The organism is Candidatus Nomurabacteria bacterium (assembly GCA_016699365.1).
Classification (GTDB): domain Bacteria; phylum Patescibacteriota; class Minisyncoccia; order Phycocordibacterales; family UBA9973; genus CAZLWF01.
The window spans coordinates 193,836-214,121 of the sequence record CP064973.1; the positions used below are offsets into that span (position 1 = coordinate 193,836).

The 20,286-nt window shown below is 35.3% G+C and carries 27 protein-coding genes and 1 tRNA gene; 4 read left to right on the top strand and 24 right to left on the bottom strand.

All coding sequences use genetic code 11. The features are described 5' to 3' along the window. Positions 1–27: 27 nt before the first annotated feature. Complete coding sequence (locus IPJ63_01040; GenBank protein ID QQR76839.1) at positions 28–1,158, bottom strand: 2'-deoxycytidine 5'-triphosphate deaminase; 1,131 nt, start codon at positions 1,156–1,158, stop codon at positions 28–30. A 95-nt stretch (positions 1,159–1,253) separates the two neighbouring features. Here IPJ63_01040 and IPJ63_01045 point away from each other — a divergent pair, with 95 nt between their 5' ends. Next, positions 1,254–1,778 (top strand): dihydrofolate reductase, encoded by a 525-nt coding sequence (locus IPJ63_01045; GenBank protein ID QQR76840.1) that lies wholly within the window; start codon positions 1,254–1,256, stop codon positions 1,776–1,778. A gap of 76 nt (positions 1,779–1,854) precedes the next feature. Here the strand turns inward: IPJ63_01045 and rplK are convergent, their stop codons facing one another. The 7 genes from rplK to IPJ63_01080 form a co-directional block, all read right to left on the bottom strand. After that, positions 1,855–2,277: a 50S ribosomal protein L11 gene (gene rplK / locus IPJ63_01050; protein QQR76841.1), complete on the bottom strand. Its 423-nt coding sequence runs from the start codon at positions 2,275–2,277 to the stop codon at positions 1,855–1,857. 96 nt (positions 2,278–2,373) lie between these two features. Further along, positions 2,374–2,922: a transcription termination/antitermination factor NusG gene (gene nusG / locus IPJ63_01055; protein ID QQR76842.1), complete on the bottom strand. Its 549-nt coding sequence runs from the start codon at positions 2,920–2,922 to the stop codon at positions 2,374–2,376. Positions 2,923–2,949: 27 nt separating this feature from the next. Beyond that, positions 2,950–3,132, bottom strand: a complete 183-nt coding sequence (secE, locus tag IPJ63_01060) for a preprotein translocase subunit SecE (GenBank protein ID QQR76843.1) — start codon at positions 3,130–3,132, stop codon at positions 2,950–2,952. A gap of 128 nt (positions 3,133–3,260) precedes the next feature. Continuing rightward, positions 3,261–3,737, bottom strand: coding sequence for a hypothetical protein (locus IPJ63_01065; protein QQR76844.1), 477 nt, complete (start codon positions 3,735–3,737; stop codon positions 3,261–3,263). A gap of 141 nt (positions 3,738–3,878) precedes the next feature. Then, a complete protein-coding gene (locus tag IPJ63_01070) occupies positions 3,879–4,658 on the bottom strand; it encodes an SIMPL domain-containing protein (protein ID QQR76845.1) in 780 nt (259 codons plus the stop codon). 40 nt (positions 4,659–4,698) lie between these two features. Beyond that, positions 4,699–5,082 carry a two pore domain potassium channel family protein gene (locus tag IPJ63_01075; GenBank protein ID QQR77010.1) on the bottom strand — a complete coding sequence of 128 codons (384 nt, stop codon included), beginning with the start codon at positions 5,080–5,082 and terminating at the stop codon, positions 4,699–4,701. 22 nt (positions 5,083–5,104) lie between these two features. Then, the gene (locus IPJ63_01080) at positions 5,105–5,581 is read right to left on the bottom strand and encodes an FKBP-type peptidyl-prolyl cis-trans isomerase (protein QQR76846.1); all 477 of its coding nucleotides are present in this window, start codon (positions 5,579–5,581) and stop codon (positions 5,105–5,107) included. A gap of 54 nt (positions 5,582–5,635) precedes the next feature. Here IPJ63_01080 and IPJ63_01085 point away from each other — a divergent pair, with 54 nt between their 5' ends. Next, positions 5,636–6,076: a peroxiredoxin gene (locus tag IPJ63_01085; protein ID QQR76847.1), complete on the top strand. Its 441-nt coding sequence runs from the start codon at positions 5,636–5,638 to the stop codon at positions 6,074–6,076. Here the strand turns inward: IPJ63_01085 and IPJ63_01090 are convergent. The 12 genes from IPJ63_01090 to IPJ63_01145 form a co-directional block, all read right to left on the bottom strand. Next, on the bottom strand, positions 6,059–6,763 hold the full coding sequence (locus IPJ63_01090) for a TIGR00730 family Rossman fold protein (GenBank protein QQR76848.1): 705 nt from the start codon (positions 6,761–6,763) through the stop codon (positions 6,059–6,061). The two genes, IPJ63_01085 and IPJ63_01090, sit on opposite strands and share 18 nt — an antisense overlap. A gap of 1 nt (position 6,764) precedes the next feature. Beyond that, positions 6,765–7,592 (bottom strand): restriction endonuclease, encoded by an 828-nt coding sequence (locus tag IPJ63_01095; protein ID QQR76849.1) that lies wholly within the window; start codon positions 7,590–7,592, stop codon positions 6,765–6,767. Positions 7,593–7,795: 203 nt separating this feature from the next. Beyond that, complete coding sequence (locus IPJ63_01100; GenBank protein ID QQR76850.1) at positions 7,796–7,957, bottom strand: hypothetical protein; 162 nt, start codon at positions 7,955–7,957, stop codon at positions 7,796–7,798. A gap of 3 nt (positions 7,958–7,960) precedes the next feature. Then, a complete protein-coding gene (locus IPJ63_01105) occupies positions 7,961–9,100 on the bottom strand; it encodes a hypothetical protein (GenBank protein ID QQR76851.1) in 1,140 nt (379 codons plus the stop codon). 3 nt (positions 9,101–9,103) lie between these two features. Then, complete coding sequence (locus IPJ63_01110) at positions 9,104–9,274, bottom strand: hypothetical protein (protein QQR76852.1); 171 nt, start codon at positions 9,272–9,274, stop codon at positions 9,104–9,106. An 18-nt stretch (positions 9,275–9,292) separates the two neighbouring features. Continuing rightward, positions 9,293–10,036, bottom strand: coding sequence for a M23 family metallopeptidase (locus IPJ63_01115; protein ID QQR76853.1), 744 nt, complete (start codon positions 10,034–10,036; stop codon positions 9,293–9,295). Between the two features lie 41 nt (positions 10,037–10,077). After that, complete coding sequence (locus tag IPJ63_01120) at positions 10,078–10,743, bottom strand: ABC transporter ATP-binding protein (protein QQR76854.1); 666 nt, start codon at positions 10,741–10,743, stop codon at positions 10,078–10,080. 1 nt (position 10,744) lies between these two features. Beyond that, entirely contained in the window at positions 10,745–12,022 is a 1,278-nt protein-coding gene (locus IPJ63_01125; protein QQR76855.1) for an ABC transporter permease, read from the bottom strand. Positions 12,023–12,107: 85 nt separating this feature from the next. Beyond that, positions 12,108–12,890, bottom strand: coding sequence for a hypothetical protein (locus IPJ63_01130; GenBank protein QQR77011.1), 783 nt, complete (start codon positions 12,888–12,890; stop codon positions 12,108–12,110). Between the two features lie 117 nt (positions 12,891–13,007). Next, positions 13,008–14,126, bottom strand: coding sequence for a nicotinamidase (locus IPJ63_01135; GenBank protein ID QQR76856.1), 1,119 nt, complete (start codon positions 14,124–14,126; stop codon positions 13,008–13,010). Between the two features lie 30 nt (positions 14,127–14,156). Beyond that, entirely contained in the window at positions 14,157–16,070 is a 1,914-nt protein-coding gene (locus IPJ63_01140) for a hypothetical protein (GenBank protein QQR76857.1), read from the bottom strand. A 25-nt stretch (positions 16,071–16,095) separates the two neighbouring features. Next, positions 16,096–16,938, bottom strand: coding sequence for a protein phosphatase 2C domain-containing protein (locus IPJ63_01145; protein QQR76858.1), 843 nt, complete (start codon positions 16,936–16,938; stop codon positions 16,096–16,098). 186 nt (positions 16,939–17,124) lie between these two features. Between IPJ63_01145 and IPJ63_01150 the strand changes: the two genes are divergently transcribed. Further along, positions 17,125–17,835 (top strand): hypothetical protein, encoded by a 711-nt coding sequence (locus IPJ63_01150; protein ID QQR76859.1) that lies wholly within the window; start codon positions 17,125–17,127, stop codon positions 17,833–17,835. Between the two features lie 24 nt (positions 17,836–17,859). Here IPJ63_01150 and IPJ63_01155 read toward each other — a convergent pair whose 3' ends face one another. The 3 genes from IPJ63_01155 to IPJ63_01165 all read right to left on the bottom strand — a co-directional run bounded on the left by IPJ63_01155 (position 17,860) and on the right by IPJ63_01165 (position 19,252). Next, positions 17,860–18,156 carry a DUF305 domain-containing protein gene (locus IPJ63_01155; GenBank protein QQR77012.1) on the bottom strand — a complete coding sequence of 99 codons (297 nt, stop codon included), beginning with the start codon at positions 18,154–18,156 and terminating at the stop codon, positions 17,860–17,862. Between the two features lie 84 nt (positions 18,157–18,240). Then, the gene (locus IPJ63_01160; GenBank protein ID QQR76860.1) at positions 18,241–18,606 is read right to left on the bottom strand and encodes a hypothetical protein; all 366 of its coding nucleotides are present in this window, start codon (positions 18,604–18,606) and stop codon (positions 18,241–18,243) included. 70 nt (positions 18,607–18,676) lie between these two features. Then, positions 18,677–19,252 (bottom strand): hypothetical protein, encoded by a 576-nt coding sequence (locus tag IPJ63_01165; GenBank protein QQR76861.1) that lies wholly within the window; start codon positions 19,250–19,252, stop codon positions 18,677–18,679. Between the two features lie 149 nt (positions 19,253–19,401). On the opposite strand from IPJ63_01165, the gene IPJ63_01170 reads away from it, so the two are divergent. Then, positions 19,402–20,010, top strand: a complete 609-nt coding sequence (locus IPJ63_01170) for a hypothetical protein (protein ID QQR76862.1) — start codon at positions 19,402–19,404, stop codon at positions 20,008–20,010. Between the two features lie 203 nt (positions 20,011–20,213). Here the strand turns inward: IPJ63_01170 and IPJ63_01175 are convergent. Further along, positions 20,214–20,285: transfer RNA gene (locus IPJ63_01175), tRNA-His, on the bottom strand. Position 20,286: the final 1 nt, after the last annotated feature.

Genomic DNA, 20,286 nt, shown 5'->3' on the forward strand with positions numbered 1-20,286 from the left:
CCGCCCCAAAATCGGGACGGATTAAATTTAAATAAATTGTTTTGCAAGTTTCGCCTTGATCTGGCGAGTATAATTTGAAGGAATCGAATCGTAGTGTATGTTTGGAATCTCAGCCAAATGCTCATACTTGAGTCGAGCAATCGGCTGGCGATGGCGAACTACCATACTTTCAAAGGCTCTTACTTCGAGCGTAAGCGGTCTTCCGAAACCTTTCCCATCTTCTCCAACACCCCAACCCGGATCAATAAATCCAGCATAGTGTGAACGAAATTCTCCGAAACGATCATCGATAGACGCCATCTCACTTGCATAACCAACCGGAACCACAACGTGCTCATATGATGAGAGAATATAGAATTTCCCAACCTGAAGAATAATCATATTATTCTTGCTTTCAACTGTCTTAAAGAAATCTTCTGTCTTGTAGGTACTCTTGATATCGATCACAAGATCTTTATCATTATTTGCGACATATCCAAGTGGTATATCAGTAGAAATGGCATCAATAGTTAAGATGACCGATCTTTGGTTATCTTTGGCTTGCATTTCTTTTAACCCAATTCGATTGTTTGTATTGGGATCAAAAAGTACACCCGGACTCTGCATCAGAGACTCTAATTCAAATCCCCCAATGCGTGTATCGCTATAACAAAGACGTAATTGGTTTAGAGAAATATTCGGATAAAGTTTTATATTAAAAGATTTTGGCTTTATAAGAACCCACAAATCTCCTTTCCATCCTTTTCTGTAAATAGAGTCGTATGGCGATATACAATCAGCCAATAATCTAACATGCAAATCTAATCTACCGGATGTTGATTTAGGATTTGCATATCCATAAACATTTTGAGGCAAATCCAAACTTTCGTTTAATTTTGCAACATATGTGCGATTTACCCTGATGGGTTTATCGATGGAATGTTTTATATAACCGACTTCATTTATAGTTTCCCATACTGTTTTATTCTCGGGAACCTGAAAAGAATTTTTAACTTCATAAATCTCACCGGATATAGACAAGTCAATCGAAGCTGGCTTTATGTTGTCTTTTTTAAGACCAATAATAAATCTGTTTTCAGCGAGCACGCTTAAGTGCTGTGCGGGCAATGCCCCTCTAGAACTTTCAATATTTTTCATCAAATTTACTGTTTTTTTCACATTAACACAAAAGACCCAAATTGCAATTCAATAGTTTTTTGAATGTATACAAAAGATACATTATGTGGTACTCTCAGCCTAAGAAAATATGTTATATGAAAATTACAATCGTAGCCGCGCTACAGAGTTCGGATAATCCGAAACTCAATAGAGGTATAGGCAAAGACAATAAATTACTCTTCAGGCTTCCACCTGACATAAAGCGTTTAAAAAAATTAACTTTAGGGCATCCAGTGATTATGGGTAGATTGACCTATGAATCATTACCGGATGATTTTCGTCCACTTCCTGGAAGAAAAAATATTGTTATAAGTAAAAACCCACAATTTAAACCACATAAAGATGTGGAAGTTGTGGAATCACTTGCTGAAGCGATAAAATATGCGAGCACACTAAACGACGAAGATGTGTTCATAATTGGAGGAGGACAAATCTACAAAGAAGCTATAAATAGCGGGGTTGTAGATCGACTTGAATTAACTCTAATAAAAGGTAAAGAAAAAGCCGACACATTTTTCCCAGAATTTGAGAACTTTGGAAAAATTACGGATTCGTCTTCCTTTCATTATGAGGAAGGTGACCTGGACTACCAGTTCATAACGATCGAAAAAAATAAATAAAAAAAGCAGTCATCTCGACTGCTTTTAATTTTTTATAAAAAAACACCCTCACATTTGTGTGAGGGTGTTTTTTTATTTATATAACGTCGATTCCTGCTGAGCGTGCTGAACCTTCTACGATTTTCATTGCTCCTTCGATATCTTTTGCATTCAAGTCTACTAGTTTCTTTTCTGCAATTTCTCGAACTTGAGCTTTTGTAATCTTTCCAGCTTTTGAAGTGTTTGGTCTTCCAGAACCCTTCTCGATTCCAGCGGCTTTAAATATAAGTCCTGCTACTGGTGGAGTTTTGATTACGAAATCATAAGTTCTGTCTTCGTAAACAGATATTTGTACTCCGACAATGTCCCCAGCCATACTAGATGTAGCAGCATTAAACTTAGTAACGAAGTCACCGATGTTTATACCTGCTTGTCCAAGTGCTGGTCCAAGTGGTGGAGCTGGTGTCGCCTTTGCAGCCGGCACCTGTAGTTTTACTTTTTTGATAATTTTCTTTGCCATAAATGTTTATTTAAATGCCTATTTTTAGGTTTTTAGGCAACCTTGAAGCTAACGCGTAACGGGTTTAGATTAACAGAAAATACGCGATGTGTAAAGCTATAATTTTTTGACCTGAAGGAAGTCTAGTTCAACCGGAGTCTCACGACCGAACATTGAAACTAGTACTTTTACTTTACCTCTTTCATGATCTATCTCATCTACTCTACCTTCTAGATCTTTGAAAGGACCGTCTGCGATGCGGATAATTTCTCCAACATCAAGATTGATGTTGTGTTTTGCAGTTTTATCAACTTCCATTTTACCGAATAGGGCATTTACTTCATCTTGGTTTAGAGGAACTGGGTTTACACCTGCTCCAACGAAACCTGTAACACGCGGAGTGTTACGCACAACGAACCATGAGTCGTCAGTAACTATCATGTCTACTAAAACATAACCAGGATAGACTTTTTCATCCTGCTCAACTCTTTTGCCACCCTTTATTTTTATCTTCTTTTCAACAGGAACAATAACGTTGAAAATCTTGTCTTGCATTCCAAGGGATTCAATACGCTGCATTAGATTACGCATAACAGCATTTTCATAACCTGAATATGTGTGTATTGCGTACCAGTTTCGTGCACCTTGTGCTTCTTGTTTTGCCATATAGTTTAGTAGATATTATTTAAAAAATTAATAAATTAAAATCTTTTGTAGACCGGAAGAAAATATAAAATCAAAAAATCCAAGCAAATATGCAACAAAACCAGATATAACCAAAACTGCAAGTGTATATAAAATTGCTTGGCTTTTAGTTGGCCAATTCACATGTTTTAACTCTGCTTTTGTTTCTCTTAAATAATTTAGTATTTTCATATATTTATCTAGGGTAGCTTAATTGTATAAAAAATTCTTTATAAAAAAACACCCTTCGGGGGGTCGTTTATTTAACAAGTATATCAGACTCTATCAAAATGTAAAGGCCGGAATATTCCGGCCTTTTTTTACAAAACTAGTATAAAATCGGGGTCCAACCAAAGGTGGTTTATAGTGTCCAACCTTTGCTTGTGAGTCCTTCCATCGCGAAACATAAATTCAAAAACATGTTTCAACTTTTCAATATTTTTACATCCATATTGTCCTTCTTTTAGAACAATATCCAAGTTACCAATCTGCTCGACATATATCATCTTGCTGCCGAAATATTTGTTTCTATTTATTTCATCTGCAATTTGATGAACATTCAATGTGCCGAAAAGAACATGCCACAAAATATGTTTTGTTTTTGGAGCATTTCTGTAAAGATTGTTTTTTTGAGAAGTCCCTCCTATAGAACGAGGACGTCTGTGGTGGTCATTGCGACCTGAAACATTAAAAAATTGGATCGTGTTTTGGTCTTTCTTGATTTTGTACGCGATTGCTTTGTCGATCACCTGTCCTTCATAAGGCAAGATGATCTTGCTGGTACTACCTGGTTCCAAATTGAATTATTTTTTTGATTAGAAAATAGCTTGTTTAATCTATTATACCCTGTGACACAACTATTACAAATATGTTGATAAATAAAAATACCCATATAAAAAACCACTATCTACTTTTACGTGGATAGTGGTTTTTTATAATTAACGTATTTCGTAAGTTATTGATACAGAAGAAGTAAATTTATTTTCTCCCAATGGAACCTCTGGGATAGAAGAAGCATCCTTTTCCATAGCCATAAAGCTATCATTACCCATATAATTATAAGGCATCTCTCCATTTTCTTGAAAGCTAACTATTTGAACCAACTTAACATCTAAATCTTTAGCTAAGATTTTTGCTTTCTCTTTTGCTATATCGATTGCGTTAGCTCTAGCAAGTGCTTGAACTGCATCCTCATCATCTATTGCATAATTTGGACCGTAAACGAGAGTCACGCCATTTTCACCAAGAAGAGCGAGCACTGCCCCTGTCATTGAAGTATCGTGCAATTTTACCTCTATGCTTTCTGAGACTGTATAGCCAATTATTTTCTGTTCATTGTATCTACAAGAATAGTAAGTACACGGAACACCACTATATTTAGGAGTAGACGTATATGATGTTGTCTTTATATCTTTATCTAAAATTCCTAAATCTCTAATACTTTTCAAATTAAGAGCTATCGCTTCTGTTGTTTTATCTTGAGCTTCCTTTACTGACTCTCCGTCATTTGTAATTGTAAAATTAATTAGTGCTACATCAGGTATTGCAAAGGCCTCTCCACTCCCAGATACAGTAATCGTAGAAAATGGATTGTTATCACCCCTACCTAGATCTGAAACTGCATCGACAAACTTTACAAAAACAAACAGGGTCAGTACTACTGACAGTATTGCAACACTATTCATCGCAAACTTCTTTTCATCTATATTTAAATTCATATCTTTTTGCGCAAAGCGCTATTAAAATAATAAAAATAATCTAGCTAACAAACTTATCTTTCGTGCTCTGAATTATCTCTTTGGTCTTTTCATAAGGGTCTACTCCCAAAAGTGTATGCATAGCACCCTCTTTTTTAGCATGTGCTGCCAATATGTTTATAAAGCGCAACATGGTTCCTATACCTAAAAATATATAGACCATTGTAAATATTTTTCCTGCAATTGTTGCAGGGGAAATATTATCGGCCCCTACTGTTGAAAGAGTTGTTACAGAAAAATACAAAGAATCTAAGTATGACCATTTTTCAACCAGGTGATAAAAAATCGACCCAGACAATAATATGATCAATAAAAATACGAGAACACTTCTAACTTCACGCTCACGCAATGCATCACGCAGGGTCCTACCAAACCTAACAAACATCAAAATAAAAATTGAATTCATCTTATTCTACAGCGAGCAATTCAACTTCAAAAATCAAAGTTGCTCCACCTGGTATAACACCCGGGATACCACTTGGACCATAAGCAAGATCACTTGGAATTGTAAGAATTCTAGTTTCTCCTACTTTCATACCAGCCACACCCTCGTCCCAACCTCTAATAACCTGAGAAGCTCCTAGGTTGAAAGAAAATGGTGTTCCACGATCACGACTTGAATCAAATTTAGAACCATTTTCAAGCGTTCCTACATAATGAACACTAACTTTACTACCCTCTGTAGCCACTTCTCCAGTACCGACGACTTTAATTTCATAAGAAAGGCCACTTGCTGTTGTGATTTTATCCATAGATATTTCTGTTGTTTTTATATCTGTATTTTCTGGAGCCTTAACGGAGCTCGGGAAAACACGGAAAATTATAATTAATAAAATAATAAAAACTACTATAATTACTATATTTAAAAGCGTTTTTTTATTCATTTAAATAGTATATCCTACCTTTACTGTATATAAAAGCGCATATATAATCTAATTATGATAGAAACAAATACACTAGCTCCAGACTTTTCACTACCAGATGAAAATGGAGAATTTCACTCATTAGAAGAATATAGGGGATCTTGGGTATTGTTATATTTTTACCCCAAAGATGATACGCCAGGATGCACAAAAGAAGCGTGTTCTTTACGTGACCACGCCCTAGATTATGAACAAAATGACTTGATTGTGGTTGGAATATCAAACGACAGCGGAGAAAACCATCAAAAATTTATATCTAAATACAAACTACCCTTCACTCTTCTTTCGGACGAAAAAGAGAAAGTAATAAACATGTATGGAGCCGGAGGTGCACTTGGAACTAAGAGAATATCCTATCTTATAGATCCTGAAGGCATGGTAGAAAAGGTTTATCCAAAAGTTGATCCTGAAAATCACGCAGGAGAAGTTTTAAAAGATCTAGAATCTCTTAGATAACTCCCCTTTGTGTTTTCTGATTGCATCCAACACCTCTTCATGAGTGTCTAAAACCTTATATATATTTACATCTGTTTTATCTATTGCTTCATGCAACTCCAAAACATTTTCTCTTATGAATTTATCCATTGGACCCCAATAATCTGAACCCATCAAAAATATTGGTGCTTTTGGAATTTTATTGGTTTGAGTGAGTGTAAGTATTTCAAAAAGCTCATCGAGCGTACCAAAACCTCCAGGATAAAATATATATGCACTTGCAGCATATGTAAGAGTGGTTTTGCGAGCGGAAAAATTATTGAAACGTACTGCATCAGTTACGTATTTGTTTACATTCTCTTCGTTTTTAAGTCTGATCGGTAAACCCAAGGATATTCCACCCGCTTCTTTTGCTCCCTTGTTTGCGGCTTCCATAATACCCGGACCTCCGCCAGTTACGACTATAAAATCTAACTCATTAACAATTTTATAAGCTAAATCAAGCGCATCTATATAGTGCTCATTTTCTTCAGTAAATCTTGCAGAGCCAAAGAAAGACACAGAATCCTTGTAACTTTCTATAAACTCAAATCCCTGTTTAAATTCCCTATTTATACTACAAAGACGAGCTGTACTCTTGTCATTTCTGCTTTCGTCTAAACATTCAATCTCTATCTCTTCTGGTGTAAGCCATTTATTTTTATCCATTTTATTTTGTCATAGTTATCGCTTCTTTATAAATCTGTTCTGCTAATTGTTTTTCAATTCCAAATTTTTCATGAATAGTCTTTGGATTAAAAAGTATAATATCTTGTGCAAGCATTATATTATTTTTAGAAAAAATATCTAAAACATCCTTGTCTACTGACGGCAGTACAGTAACTGGAAATAATTTGTTCTTTACAATCATATCTTCTAGACTATCACCTTCTGGGTAATTCCACCCGGTAATTTTTATAGACCTACACTTAGCATACCTTACAGCTGTATCCGTAAATTTGGTGTTAGTGATGACCCACATTTTGTGATCAAATTTATTTCTCTCTTTTTTGTTTTCAGCCTCTTCAATATCAAGCAATCTTGCATAAGCATACATAACAACTGGAACGTGTGTACGTATACCTTGCTCATTGTGATATTTAGCTTCAACCAAAAAATGCGTATCCTCTTTTTCTGCAGCAACATCAACCTCATGTTCTATGCACGCACCCTTCATTATTTGATTTAATTTAGTCTTGTAGCCATATGACTCAAGGATTGTGGCAATATATCTTTCAAATATAAAACCAGCTGGACCAAGAGCTGAAACAGCCTTCCGCAGACTATAAACAGCGGCCAGTGTGAGGTCTTCTTTTATTAAGTAAGATAAGGCTTTTCTGTATATATTACTAGTCGTTATGTCTGGGTCAATCTCAGATGATATGGATTCACAAACTGTTTTTGCCAATTCCTTTGGAGCCCCAGAATGCTCTAAAGAAGAACATAATTTTTCTTTATCAAATAATTCTTTCTCCCCTGTAGATTTTATAACTTGCATATTTTGATTATAACCTGCAATAGGAGCATTACAAAAAATATATTTTGAAAAATAATATCTTTATGATAAAGTCTGAAAATCATGGAAAGAATATGGAAAATATTGATGCTGTTTGGACTTGCGATTATATATCTACCGTCTTTTTTAGTAGTTACACACCTTACAGAAACTTGGTCAGATTTACTCGAAGATTCCCTAGGACTCTAAATACCAATCAGAGCGCTCTCGTATAGAGCGTCTTTTTGTTTATAGTAACTATCAGCGGTATTTATAATTTTTCTTTGAGTGTAGTCAATAATAAATGCAATCAAAAGTGCATTTATTATCAAAAGTGCGTATAAAAATGGGCTTTTGCGATTGTGCATATATTATTGATTATTTTCTCTTCTGTCTAATTCTTTTTTTACATATTCTAATTCACTTTGTTTTGCAAATAGATCAAGCTCTAGATCAGTCTTTATATCTTTATATAAAAGTTTGCGTATTTCTTCCTCGTCCACAAGTCCGTTTAGCACACCTTTCAAAATCTGATATTTCATATTTATATCCCACAAATTTTCTGGTCCTCCAGGTTTTTTATCTTCAGCCCATTTTCTATAGGTAGAAGATAATTTCTCAACGGGCATAACAACAAGCATTATGTCATCTACCTCTCTTTCATGCTTTCTCTTAGACTTACCCTTTAGATTCCTCCTTGATCTTTCAACTTGTTTCTTTTTAAAATCTTCTTTGGCTTTATTTAAAGTAAACTGAACACCGATAATTTTATCGTCTTCAGTTACACCTACAGCACGATTGTGGTTTTTTCTTCTGATTAAAAAATCAATTTTCTGCTCTACGTCCTGATAAACATCAGCTTCTTCTATTTCAAAATCTGCACCTTCAATAGAAAGCTTCGCTAACAGGCCTTTGATCATTTTTTCAGCTAAAAAGCCTTCAAACTTATCTTGATTATCTTTGCTTTTTTTAATCTCAAGATATGCCTTTTGTTTAAAAGTATCCGTAGTTGGACTGGTAGATTCATCTAAAATAATCTGCTCATCCAATTTATTTGCAATTTCCCTTTTTGCCTCACTTAAAATATATTTTTTCTGGACACTTTTTGGAACAGAATTATCAAATCCATAAGTTATACCCCATTCACCATCAGTCAAAATATCAGAAATATCTAAAAAAATTATAGTATCTTTACTGTTAGAATAGTAAAACTTTCCCGAATTTTTATCAAAAGAAACGATTCTTGTCTTTTCTAGTGACTCAATTACACCTCCATTATCAAGCTTTCTAAATTGCTTGTGCATTTTGCGCATTATATTCTGTTTTGATTTTTGTATATTTAAAATTTCTGCTTGAACTTCAGCTGAATTTCCTCTTTTTTTAGAAGATTTTTCTATTAAATTACCGGCTTCTTCTTGCAAAAAAACTCTCTCTTCTTTAGAGATCTTTGTTGCAGTATCTTTGGCGTGAGTATTGTATTCGTTTAAAATTTCTTTGAAATTTTCACGCATATATTAACCTAAAATCCCAAGTGTAAGAGCTAGGGTAAAAGATATTCCTAATATGCCTAGAATTGGATGGATTCTGTATAAAATAATAGAAGCCACAACTAGTATAAAAAACTTCACATAACCAACTACTTCTATCGCGTTTATAATAGGAATCAAAAATGATGGTGTATTCATACAAGAATTATAACACAATCATTTGTTGCTATCCCATATCTTTCTCCAGTCTTGTAAATTATCCTTGTGGTTATCGCAAAAAACTTTAAATTCATCTATAGAAACTATATTTGCACTTATGTTTTCACTATTTTTAATACCAAAAATTCTAGCACCGTCGAGTGCAATTATCTTATCTTTGTAACGCAGTTCTATCTGCAAGTGTAATCTCGGGACCATACCGCGAGTATCTCCACTATTACCAACAGTTCCAATAGAGCGCGTAGTCTTGATAGGAATATTTGGATAGGTATGAAAACTCATTTCACGAAGCATTTTTTGATATCTCGTAAATTTAATCTTATTTTTATCCAAGTGCATATAAATACTCCAAAGTGAGAAACCGTCATCGGTCTTTAGGTCTGGATGAGATACCAATACATATTTTCCATTGGTCCTACTAAAACCTGAATATTCAAATATGCCTGGCAATATAGGATAAACTGGTGTTTTGTAATCGGCTAAGATATCTATACCTATATGAAAATAATTGGCTGTGTGAATTATAGGATGAAACCTAAGACCAAAGTGACCAAAATATTCATCTATTTTTATCTGTTTAGTTTTTATAGGATAGCGTAAGCCTATGATTTTAGACAGTCTATTATAAAAATCTTCCCAAAACTCATCGTAAGTGAGGTCGGGAATATAGTGCTCTATCTTGTATTGATAAGACCCTGGTCTTCTAATAATTCTATCTTCAATCGGTGGTAAAACCTGCATAAAAACAGTATACCGCGAAGGAGCCAAATAGCTAAAATTGATTATTCGGAGATAATTTTTCCGTCTTTTAACTTAAAAATCCTGTCTGCCAAATCCGCATACTCAGGTTCGTGAGTAACCATAATGATTGTTTGCCCTTCTTTGTGTAAATCTAAGAAACATTGTAAAACCGCTCTTGATGTTTCTGTGTCTAAGTTGGCCGTTGGCTCATCAGCAAAAATTATTTTTGGATCATGACTTATGGCGCGAGCTATAGCCACACGCTGTTGCTCTCCTCCTGAAAGCTGACTAGGTAGATTATTTACTCTATGGCCGAGACCAACTCTTTCAAGCGCAGCTTTAGCTTTTTCTGCTGCAACAAATGCATCTACACCCTGCATTAGAAGAGGCAGACTGACATTTTCTATAGCTGAAAGTGACGGGAGTATGGCGTAATCTTGAAAAACATATCCCAAGTAATAAAGCCTGAATCGAGTCCTGTCATCGCTAGATAATTTACCTGTATCTACACCATCAATAACAACCTCTCCGCTAGTTGGATGATCCAAAAGTCCCAACTGGTACAATAAAGTACTTTTTCCAGAACCAGATTTACCCGTAACTGCAATAAACTCTCCTTTCTTTACAGAAAAAGAAACGTTATCGAGAGCAACGATTTGAGTATCTCCACTATCAAACTTTTTAAATAAATTTTTTGCTTCAATCATATTATCTTCCAAGTATTGCACTTAATGTATTTTGTCTTATTACAATCCTTGCAGGTATAAAACCAGCAATTATTGTAGCAATAAAAAGTATAAAAGCTCTTATAAGAGTTCCAGAAATTGTAGCCACCAATATTCCATCACTAAATGGAAAATTAATTGGATGAGCAGCAATAAAAGGTTTTAGGAATCCAAATATAATCAACATCCCTAAGCCCACTCCTGCAAAAGAATAAAAAAGCGATTGAAGTACATAAGAAAAAAGTATGGCTGATTTAGTAATACCAATACCTTTTAGTATTCCAATATATCTACGACGAGTGATTGCATTCACAAATATAACAATAAAAATTGTTATTGAGGCAACAGCAAGTCCTATAGAACCTATAACGTTACCCAACAATGCAAATGTAACCTTTATATCTTTCAAAAATTTAGGTTGAGCCTCGATCCATGTTTGAACCCGAGCAACATCACCTACACCACTTGCAATCAAAGCCGCTTTTGCGCTATCAGCCATGGAGGGATCCTCCAGCGACACAACGATCTCGTCTACATTCAAATCTGTTCTACCAATCAATTTTCGCAATTCTGAATCAAGCATGTAAATTCTAGAATCTACATCACCAACTTTCGACAATACAACACCTTTAACAACAAACTCTCTTTGATTACCATTTATGGTCAATTTTACCTTAGACCCAACCGTAGTATCTTTCAAGGTTTGAAAACCTGGTGACTCAACTGGAGTATATTTAAAAAGCAGACTACTTCCTATAAGAATAGAATTACTATCACCTGGCTCTAAGTACGAACCTTCTTCAATCAAAGTTGATAATCCCGTTACCTTATCTTCTTGAATTGGATCTATACCTGCAACCAAACCACTTGCAGAGCTGATAATTTGATTTGGCTCTAGAGTTTGTCGATAATTTTCTTCTACCTTACCCCCTTCAGTATAACGAGCTGTGTGAGCAACGTATCCTGGAAGTGTCTCAATTATCTTTTCAACATCTCTACTTTGTTCGATGTATGCCCTATCTAAAAATGGTGTGATTATAATATCTCCTGTGTAATGTGTTTTATTGGCCTCTTCTGATCCTTGGATAAGCCCAACTAAAATTCCAGAAACAACATTTAGATTTAGAAAAGTTAGGGTCATCACAAACATAATCAAAAGAGTTGTCCATTTGTTTGATTGTTTTATGTCTCTTGTCGCAAGAAAATACCCAACCCGCATTGAAGTTTTAATTTTTTCAAATTTTGTCTGATTTATTTCCATTTATCTCCCTACTATACCAGAAATTTTGATTAGACCTAAAATAAAAACGGCGAATATTTCGCCGTTTTGAAAAAGAATAAAAGAACTATCCACCAAAACCACCCATCGCAGTTTGACTGAAACTGGCGGCATTTTGGCTTGCACGAACTGCACTTTGTGAGAAAAGCTGGAAAGCTTTTCGAATTTCACTTTCAGTATTACCGGGAGTGAGTATCCACTCATCTGGTATCCCCATCTCGCTAAATACTTTTCGAAAATCTGTGCTTCCGTCATCGATCCCCATTGCAGCCACAATGTGATTTTCGGTTTTAAGTAAACTTTCCACAACCGATTTAACACTCTTAGTTGTCTGCTTTTGCGAGTGAACATCTGCACCATCAGTTACAATCAGAGTAATACTTCGAACCGGCGTTCCAGAAAGGGTCTCAAATTCCTCAGCTTTTACAGCCAAAGTTCCCAAAAATACTACGGACTCATCATAAAGAGGGGTTCCGCCATTTGGATTGTAATTTTGACTATCCATCAGGATCGCCTGGTCAATTGGTATCCAAGGATGGAGCATTGTGCCGTTCAAATATCTGGTCAGAGCTAGCACGCCTTTACCTTGTTTTGATTTTTTAACAGAATCAATCACAAGGTTATGACCTTTTCGTACAAGATCTGCATTACCTGCCATTCTGATTGAACCGGAGTCATCCATTAGCATTCCAATGAGTACAACCTCACTTGCATCAACATCATCAATCGATATTCCCATCGCATTTTGAAGCTCTGCTCCCATATCCTGAATATTATTGATCGCATTTAATGCTTCTGGAGAAAGATTCCCTGAAAGTTCGGCTTGTTTCAACAACTCCTCCGGAGTCATTGAATTAATATTTGTTTTCGAGTTCATAAAACTTATTTAATTTTTTGAAATGAACAATTTTTTGATTTTTTTAGGAAGCACATTACAAAATTTATAATGTGCTTCCGTTTTTTTTGATTAACCGAGTAAATCATGTGCAACACCTGGCCAAGAAGCAATATCATCGGTTGATTTAACGATATGCATACCGGAAGCTCTGAAGCGATCCATCGCTGCATTTGCTTCATCTGTAAAATCAGCCAGGAATCCTCCATTCCCATCAGGCACAGCTACCGCACTTGTTCCATCTTCTAAGATGTAAATCTTTTCAGCGAGTTTTGGATTTGTATTCAAAATCTCCTGTAAAATATCATCTATCGAAGATGCTACGCAGTGACTTGAAGCCTGACCGGCAATAATTACAATATCGTCTTTCAATAAATGATCGAGGAATTTTGTATTTCTTTGCAGGTTTGAAGGATTTCCATCAAAACGAGTCAGAACCTCCGGCTGAACTATCGAATAGTTTTCCGAAAGTGGGTGACCACCTTTGATTTCAATCGCAGGTTGGCTTGATCTTGCATACGCATGGAACATTCTGGCTTCGTTTACAACTCCTACAAGAGTGTGGCCAATCGTTCCAATCATGCAGTGTTCAGGCCATAAATACAGTGTGTATTTTTTACGACCACTGTTTGGATCTTTCAATTGTTCACAATAGTAAACACACTGTTTGTACAACCAATCAAGTGATACACCGAGCTCAAGTGCAACGCGTGGATTCGGCATAACAAAATCATTGATCATATTGCCTGCGAGATCCATGTTGATGAGATATTTTTTACCAGAAACTTCTTTTACATCGATAAGTGTGTGCGGATTAAGTTCCATACCATTTTTATCAACAAAAAAGTTGGAGAAAAATATCTGCAAAGGAAAGTGTGTATCGAGCGTAACTGTTGTCTTTGTAATCAGGTCTACGTTTTTATAAATGAATTCAGCGATGCGCTTCGAATCTTCGATAGCACCTACACCACTTCTTCCACCTACATAGAGTGTACCTTCGGGATGACAAAAGTCTCTCTGCGCATCGATCAGAAGTAAATTGATCTTCACTTTGTCGCTGGCAGATGGCTTCAAGTTTACACTTTTTGCAAATTTAAGAGCCTCACTCTTAACTTGTGCCAAATTTTCATTGTAGAAAAAATTGGCTGCATTGTCCGGATTGTAAAATCCGGGATTTTTTACATTTTTCATAAAAAACAATTTTATTTGTGAGAAAAAAAATTACTGTGTACTGATAGTTAATTGCCATATCTCTTTTTTAGACACAACAATTATTCCACCTTTTCCTGGATATAGTTCCGAAGTCGAATCGACAAATGGCGCTGTATCAGGAAATTCTTTTTTAATTTGAATTGTATTTTGTTCTTGCGCTACTCGTACAATTCCTTCTTCAGTAGCCACATATAGAGTGTTGGCAATCGCCAAAGATCCACGGATTCTACCAAGCCATGAACCATCACCGAAAAGCGCATTGGCTTCAGCGAGAATTTTACCTGTCAGGTCGAGAATATATGCACGATTTATACGAAGAGAACCTTCTACTGTAGATATGAAGAACCATATATATTCGCCTGAAAATTCACAATTTACATCGATTATTTTTCCGTTAATTTTAGGAATTGAAATATTATCATTTATTCCGACACCTGTTGTGTTAAAGATAAAAAATCTCTGTATTTCTTCTCTTCTGTAGAAGCCGAAACCAACTCTTTCACCTGCCCATATATGAGTCGCGTCTTTTAAGACCGAACCTATATATGTTCTATTTAGAGAACCAAGGATTTGATCAACTCTGTAAAGCGCACCCCCTTCCGTAAAAAAAATATTTTTGGAATTTGTTGCAACTGAAGGTAATCCGTTTGGGTTATCAATTGCAAATGTATCTTTCGATGCATTTTTTGAAATAATATTTATTTCATTATCTTTTCCAAAAAGAGTTTCTTTGTTAGTAATTCTATATCTAATCTTTTCGATTTCGGATCCACTTTGTACAATTGTCTTATCTTCGCGAACATATGCATTTCCATCATGATATAGATAAATCAAATTTTTACCATTGTAGCCAACCCGAAGTATTTTTCCTGTAGTAGTAAATAATTTTTCAGCCACAACAGAACCTCGTATTGTAGCAATGATTGCATTTTTATGTACCCCAAAACATTCTGGACACATAGACCTTGCGTGAACCGTTCCACACTTTGTGCATGTTGTGAACCTTAGGTTATTTACAAGTTTAAATGGAAACAACCCACGTTCTTTTTTTGCAAAAGTTTTGTTAAAGAATTCAAGCAAATCATCTGGTAAGTACCGATAATTCCTAGCCTTCTTAGGGTATATAACATCATCCTGAAAGACACTGATCGCTTCTATAGGTCTTGTGTGATGAGCAACTTTTGGACCAGATTTTGGTCTATAAACTCCTCCGTATGGATGCACAGAAAGCAGTGTTTGAAAAAACATAACTGTAAATGCATACCAATCAGACATTTCACCATGAGACGATACCTGTACCAGATGGCTTTTCCCATCAGGACATAATTGTGGGTGATTTATAGGATTTGCCAATATACACAAAAGTGGATCGACAAATCTTTCATCAAATGTAGAACTTGGAAAGCTTCCAAATTGATAACTATCAGCATCTATGAACCAAGGTGTTGATTTGTTTGTAATCAAAACATTCAAATCATTGAAGTCTCCAATAATAATATTTTTACTATGGAGGTCTTCTACGGTTTTATGCATTGAAGCAAAAATTTTAATAAGCCATTCTTCTTCTAAACCAAACATATAAGATGCTGGTTGGCTAAAAGTAAAAATTGGCTCAGGATTTTTCAATAAATTCATTGAATAACCCCTAATCAATCCTTTTGTGTCATAGGCCAGTTCGTTTGGAACAACTACATTTTGCGGCAGATTTTTCGGAAATAAGGTAAGCTTAGCTTGATGAATTCTCAATCTGTCTTCTGCTCCTTTTTGAGCAAATACGTTTCCTTGATAATCTATATGATCTTTACGCTTAAAAAGTTTCAAGGCCTTACCATTACCAATATCAAATATATCTGCTTCACCTCCTGAGCCTATTTGTTTTAAGTTTCTTGTCTCAAAATCATGAGAGTTAATAATAATTTTCATAATCACTTTTTTAAATTGTGAATTTTTAGATTCTACGCAAGACTATTAGAGTAGTGTCATCTTTTAGTAAACCATGTGCAATGCGAGGGTGTTTATACCCCGTATCAAGCACTGCTCTTTCACGATTCATCAAAGCAAGTCTACCCCTAACTGCATCAGAATTTTTGAAAAAAATATCTTCTTCCCAAAATTGAGAAATTGGACCAACAAATCTTTCTTGGCCGGGTATTCTTTCATTTTCTGAGGAGATTACGTACCTGAGGCCGTCGCTTGCAATAAGTAAATGCTTCACTTCATCTGTATCGTATTCCAAAACTTTAAATTCTAAATCTTCTCTAGAAGAGATAGAACTATTGGTTAATACGAGACTAGGGTAAGGTGGCGCATTATTTGCAAATGGCCCCCAGGTGACAAGATTGTCGTTTACTGCAGTATATCCATCACCTATTACAAAAACATAAGTCTTATTTTTTGTAACCATAAAACCTACTAATGTAAAAGAGAAATAATCTCTTACTAGGTTTGACATACTATCCCCCATACCTAGAGCAAGTACTCTAAGGTGAGCTAACATATCTTCTCTAACTCTTTTAAAAAAGAGTGGTTCAGATTTACCGACTAAAGTAAATGGATATCTTTTATATTGAGTTATGATTGCATGCATCAATAAGTTTACACCCACATGCGCACCAACCTCACTCGCATAAGCATCAACACTTCCGCACCCGTCAGCAATAATACCGATTGTTATTTCTTCGTCGCTATGTGTCACATAAGCATCTTGGTTATTTTTCCAGCCAGGTCGCCCTGGCATTGTATGGTCTGTACCTGGTACAGAACCACCAGCAATAGAAAATTGTTTTTTCATGAATTTCTTTTTTTTAGTCTTTATATTCAATATTTTCAAAGATCTTTTTTAGTGTATATCCTACACTATACTTAGTGTATAATATACACATATAAAAAGCAAGCACTGTGTGGATAAACCTCCCTACCCCATATTTAAAAGTAGTAGGGGTCGCAAAAACAAGCCGAAAATGATATAAATTAAAATATGAAAAATACAAATCAGTTAGTTATCGGGATCGGAGAGGTTGGGAGTGCAATCTCTTTTATATTAAAATCTGATAAACACGATCCATTCAAAGGAATTCAAGCGCCAAAAAATAAATATGATGTATTACATATTTGCATACCATTCAATCCAAAATTTGCAGAAAGTGTAAAAAAATACCAAAAAGAATTTAAACCGAAATTTATAGTAATACATTCTACTGTTCCGATTGGAACTTCTAGAAAACTTGGAGCAACTCACTCTCCTGTTCGTGGAGTGCACCCACACATGGTCAAGGGTATAAAAACTTTCGTAAAATTCTTTGGTGGTAAAAATGCAAAAGAAGCTGCGGGTCTATTTGGAGCACGTGGTATAAAAACACAAATAACACCAAACTCTGAAACAACTGAAGCACTAAAACTCTGGGATACTACACAATACGGCATAATGATTACACTTCAAAAAGAAATTCATGATTATTGCAAGAAGAATAAAGTTGATTTTGATATTATTTACACACTTGGAAACTCTACTTACAACGACGGGTACCGTAAGCTTGGTAGACCGGAAGTTGCTAGACCATACCTAAAACATATGGATGGGCCAATAGGTGGCCACTGTGTAATACCAAACGCACATCTAATAGATTCTCCTAGTGCACGTGAACTCATAAAGAAAAATAAGGGTTATATGAAAAAGAAAACCGCATAATTGCGGTTTTCTTTTTTGCATATTTTAATACCAAGACTCTAACCAACCCTGCATCATTTCTATCTCACCTGTCTGTGCTTCGATTATGTCCCCCGCTAGATTGATAAGTTCAGGACGTTTTGAAGTAGACAAGACAAGTTCTGCCATATCTATCGCACCCTGATGGTGTACGATCATCTCTTCCAAAAACTCTCGATCAAACTCGTCTCCTGTTTTACCTATAAGACCTGCATTCATTTCATTCATCATGTGATCCATATCCATCATCACATCACCACCAGGCATTCTATGTACACCACCAGTGAGTTGTCTATTACCCATAGTGTCTGCACCCCAGAAAAGCCAACCTATAAAAATACCAACTGCCAAGAAACCTACACTGTAATAATTTTTCATATCTTTAAATTAACTTTTATCAGATTTATAAATATAAAATAGAGCTAGTGGTGCTGCCCAGTTTGCCCATCTCTCTATAAAATCCCAAATTGGTTCACCTACGATAGGGCGAAGTAGCGCTGTCCAAAGACCCCACAATGCCATCCAAAGCAATATTGGTCTAATAGGCTTGATGAGTACTAAAATACCGAGTATTACATCTAAAACACCAACAGCAAGCATAATACTTGTAGCCACTCCGATTTCTACCCCAAGTACCTGTTGAGTCCAAGCTATCCACTGAGCTTTACCTTGTAGAGCAAAAACACCGTGACCAATAAATTCTCCCGCGACACCAATCCTCAAAATCCATTCTATTTTCTTTTGATTAGTCATAAAAAATAAAGATTATTTCTAATAACCTAATTATATCACTTAAGTATTTTTGAAAAATATATTTATGAACTTATTTTAGAGGCTGAACTGAGTATTTAAAATCACTTGGATGTGTTTTGATTATCAAAATCGGCTTTAAAGACTCATGAGATATAAACTGCTCTTCCATTTGACTGGGTGTTACAGGCGAGAAATTTTCTTTTCTAAATAAATATAAGTACCCATCATCCATTACACTACTTAGATCTTGATCTGCAGAAAAAATAGGTATTCTTTTATTGTTTATATACTTTACCCCAGCACCCCAATGTATAGATTTTTTCTGCTCATGTATTTTATCGTTTGAAACAATACTCATATAGATAGCGATTGCTGGTAAATCTGTTGCGTATATGGCAAAATGTTCATTTTCTGGAACACTATTGGCGTCTTTAGCAGGATGAGGCTTGGCTGTTTCAAAAAATTTAGATGATCCATGAATAACAAAACCAAGTGAAACAATCTTCTCTAGAAAATTTTCCAAATCAAACTCTTCTATACTTTTATAAATTTCATCTCTTTCGACAACAGACCCGTCACTGTGCTTTGTTGTCAAATCTTCTAAAAAAGACTGTATTTCAATTTTCTCATTTTTAAAATTTTCCATGTATGTAGATTATATCAAAAAAACTTATAGTTTTTTGTGTTGGGAGAATATTGGGAATCTTTTCCCTACGGGAACAGTATACATTGCAATTATTAAAGATTCATGTTTTAATACATTTAAATTTTCTTAACGTTCTAAATTGAAAAACTATGGTAAAAGCTGCAACAAGCGGTCAGGCCCGTGCTTTCAATGCGACAATAATTTCTCGTATTGACGAAGAAGCCTTAAAACAAATTGATGGTGAAAAATTACAAGAAGCCATCGACAACCCAGAGGGGTTAATTCATAACTTTATAAAGTTTATAAACAATGATTGTCGTTTTTTGACCGGACCACTTATTATTGATCTAAATAGTGAACCTAAGTATAGAAAAGATCAAATCAAAATCAAAAGTCACATATTCTATGACAATTTAACATTTGAACATGGAGGGTTTGACTTGGTTCGAAAGCATAGAGAAAACCAACATATTTCATTATTTGAATACGAAAAACGTATCAATGAAGATCCTTCGTGTAGTGCTGCAAATGCAAATATAATTGATTTTTTTGAAGATTATCAATTCATTCCAATTGTTGCAGAGTTTCTAAAACCATACAAAGGAGAGCGCTTATACCAAATTGGCACGGTATTTATTGCTAACCGTGAATTCGTTACTTTTATATATTGGAACGGAAAAAAGTGGTGTTCTGGTATAGAGAATTTTGATGACAATTGGATCATAAAAGGCTATGTTTTTGTAATCAACTTTTTGTAATCAAAAAATAATTGAGTAGCTATATCACCCAAAAAGGGTGATATTTTTATTGGGAAAGTTTGGGAATCTTTCCCTACGGGAACAGTATACCTTTTCGCTCCAATAAATTGGAGCCCGAAAAGCTTTTCGATTCCCGAACGCAAGTGAAGTGATTCACTTGCTTAGCCCCCAAAGTAAAAAACCGCTTTCGCGGTTTTTTCTTGGGAGGCTATCGGGAATCGAACCCGAATCGAAGGTTCCACAAACCTCAGTGTTAACCGTTACACCATAGCCTCC